This is a genomic window from Variovorax sp. 20P10.2.4, from assembly GCF_058244205.1.
In genome coordinates, this window is record NZ_JBZAYE010000763.1 from 1 (window position 1) to 3,128 (window position 3,128).

Here is a 3,128-nt window from a genome sequence, read left to right on the forward strand (position 1 = left end):
GGGCTGCTTTCGAGGTCGTCATGTCTTCTGCTCCATGGGCTGCCAGCGTTCCGCGGCCGCCAGTTCGGGGTCCTGCTCGATCGCACGCCCGCGGTCGGACATGCGCGCCTCCTGCGTGTTCGCGCCATGCAGCACGGTGCGGAACATCGACGCGTCCTGCAGGTCGGCGCCCGACAGGTCCGCATGCCGGAAGTCGGCATAGGTGAGTTCGGCCGCGACCAGCCGTGCCTTGGGCAATTGCGCGCCCGCGAAGTGGGTCTGGTAGAGGTCGGCGCCGGCGAAGTTGGCGCCCGGCAGCTTCGCGCCCGTGAACAGCGCCTGGCGCAGCCGCGCACCGGAGAAATCCACCTGCTCGCCCCGGGTCTCGCAGAACAGGGCCAGCGGCGCATGCGCCTTGGCCAGGCAGGCCCCGTCGAGCACGGCTTCCTGGAAGTTGCACTGGCGCATGTCGGCGCCCGAGAAGTCGGCCCCCGACAGGTTCGCCTTGAGGAACTGGCAGCCTTCGACCCGCAGTCCGACGAAGGACCGGTTCTGCAGCCCGGTATCGATGAAGGCGACGCGCACCAGCGTCGCGCCGGTCCAGGTCAGCAGCGAGAGGTCGCAGCCGATGACGGTGGTCTGGCGCCAGTGGGCCTCGTCGGCGCAGACGTCGATCAGGCTCGATCCGTCGATCACGGCCGCGTCGAGGTCGGCGCCTCGCAGCACCGCATGGTCCAGGCGCGAGCGCGTCAGCATGGCCATGCTCAGCTGGGCCCCGGCGAGCTGGGCATGGGGCGCCTGGCAGTCGGTCCAGACGGCGGCGTGAAGGTTGGCGCCGCGCAGGTCGGCATGGTCGAGCGTGCAGCGATCGAACACGGCGCGCCGCAGGTTGGCGCCGGCCAGCAGCGCGCCGCGCAGGTCGCACTGCTCGAACACCGCCTCGCGCAGGTCGGCGCCGCGCAGGTCCGCCTCGCTGAGCCGCGCGCCCGAGAAGACCGCCCCGCCGAGCTGGGCCCCGCCGAAGGCGCCCTTGGCGAGGTCCATGCCGATGACGGGCTCGCCGATGGCCACGGCCATGGACAGCAGTTCGGGACTCATCATGGCGCGGCCTGCTGCTGTTCGGGCGTGAGGCGCGGCCAGGTGCGCGCGCGCTGCAGCAGCGCGTTCTCGAAGCGCGCGTCGCCATCCAGGCGCACGCGCGACAGGTCGGCGCCGAAGAGGTTCGCGCGGCGCAGGTCGGCACCACGCAGGTCCGCGTGGTGCAGCACCGCGTTCGACAGGTCCATGCCCGCCATCGCGGTCTGCCGCAGGCTGGTCTTGCGCAGCATCGCGCCGCGGGCGCGCGCGAGCCGCAGGTCGCAGCGCGCCAGCGAGGCCTTCGTGAGGTTGGCGCCGTCGAGGTTCGCGCGCACCAGCTTCGCGCCATCGAGGATGGCCTCGCCGAGGTTGCACCCTGCCAGGACCGCGCCGCTGAAGTCCACCGCGGCGAGGCTGCACTGCTGCACGAACACCGCGCCCTCGGCCTGCGCGCCGACGAGCCGCGCGCCGTCGAGCTTGCAGCCGACGAAGCTGCTGTGCCGCAGCCGCGCGCCCTGCAGGTCGCAGCCGCTCAGGTCGCACTCCACGAAGCTGCATTCGGCCAGCTCCGCCTCGGCGAGCGACAGCCCCCGCAGGTCGAGCTTGTAGAAGATCTGGCGGGTGCCGTGCACACCGCTCCAGTCCGCGCTGCCCCACAGCGTCTCGAGCAGCGAGGCCCCTTCCAGCCGCGCACGGCGCAGCTGGGTCTCGGCAAGCACGCAGCGGTTCAGCACGGCGCCGCGCAGGTCGGCCTCGTCGAACATCGCGCCGGCGAGTTGCGAGGCGCCCAGGTTGGCTTCGGCGAACAGCGTTCCCGCGCCGATGGCGCCGCGCAGGTCCGCATGGGCCAGCACGGCGCGCGAGAAGTCCGCGCCCGAGAGGTTCGACTTCGACAGGTTGGCGCTTTCGAGCCACGCGCCGGCGAAGCTGGTGCCGCGCAGGTCGAGGCCCGACAGGTCGGCGCCGGTGAGGTCGAGGTCCGCGAAGCGGCGCAGGCCGCCCGCCACCGCGCGCTTCATCTCCTCGCGCAGTGCCTTGGCGGCTTCGGCCTCCATCGGCGCCGCGGGCGCCTGGGCATGGGCCGACTGCAGATAGCCCAGCCGCTCGGCCGCCTGCTGCTTGATCAGCGCCGGATAGACCTTGGCGGTGTCCAGCGCCTGCCCCTGCGCGGCGAAGGCGGCGCGCAATTCGTCGAGCTTCGCTTCGGCGCTGAAGCGCGGCGGCCCGCGATGCGCCAGCGAAGTCGGCGGCAGCCCCTGCTCGGCGGCGAATGCCAGCGCCTTCTCGGCCTGGGTCAGCGCATCGTCGAGCACGGCCCATTGCTGGCGCTGCTCCTCCTTCATCTTGCGTTCGATGTAGGGCGCGAGTTCGGCGCCCTTGGGCACCTTCTCGCGCTCGGGCAGCCGGATGCCGAGCGCGTCCGGATCGCCGCCGTGTTCGCGGACCTGCTCGCGGGCCACCTCGACCTCGGCGCGCGCGCGCAGGTACTGCGCATCGCCCTGCAGGCCGTCCATCGCGAAGGCCGCGCGCGCCGCCTCGACGGCGGGATCGTCGGCATTCAGTCCCTCGGGCAGCAGGTCGCCGTCGTGCAGCATGTGGACAGCACCCAGGCGCGGATCGCCGCGCCGCGCGATCGCGTCCACGTAGTGCTCGTCGGGGCGACGCTCGCCGAGCCGCTCCACCGCCCCGACCAGCGAGACGACATCGGACCCATCGTCGGTGTCGACCTCCGCGAGCCCCTGGAACAGCAAGATCGCGCGTTCGGCATGCGGGAAGAACCACGCCGTGGTGAGCCGCAGCGGCACTTCGCGCAGCTTCGGCTCGCCGGCGCCGGCCACCGCGTAGCCGGCGAAGACGCGCGCGCGCAATCCGGGCAGCTGGCCCTCGATGCGCGGCCGCGTTGCATGCAGGTGGTCGAACGCGAAAGGCTCGTCGCCACGCAGCGGCTGCTCGAACCACTGGTCGGGCGGTGCCAGGTTGAAATGGCGCCAGTCCAGGTCGGGCGCGAAGCCCGGCGCGTGCGCCTGCAGGTAGTCGGCGTCGTAGGTCCCGCGGTACTGGGCGCGCTGCGG

2 protein-coding genes are annotated in these 3,128 nt (G+C 72.6%); both read right to left on the bottom strand.

Annotated features, from left to right (window positions below):
• Positions 1-18: 18 nt before the first annotated feature.
• On the bottom strand, positions 19-1,080 hold the full coding sequence (locus tag AC27VN_RS37080) for a pentapeptide repeat-containing protein (protein WP_256222854.1): 1,062 nt from the start codon (positions 1,078-1,080) through the stop codon (positions 19-21).
• Positions 1,077-3,128, bottom strand: a 2,052-nt coding sequence (locus tag AC27VN_RS37085) for a pentapeptide repeat-containing protein (RefSeq protein WP_490879876.1), incomplete at its 5' end; no start/stop codon positions are given. The genes AC27VN_RS37080 and AC27VN_RS37085, both read right to left, overlap by 4 nt.

Bases quoted from the DNA above. Each gene is read 5' to 3' on its own strand.
- AC27VN_RS37080 (WP_256222854.1), bottom strand. From the start codon at position 1,080: ATGATGAGTCCCGAACTGCTGTCCATGGCCGTGGCCATCGGCGAGCCC.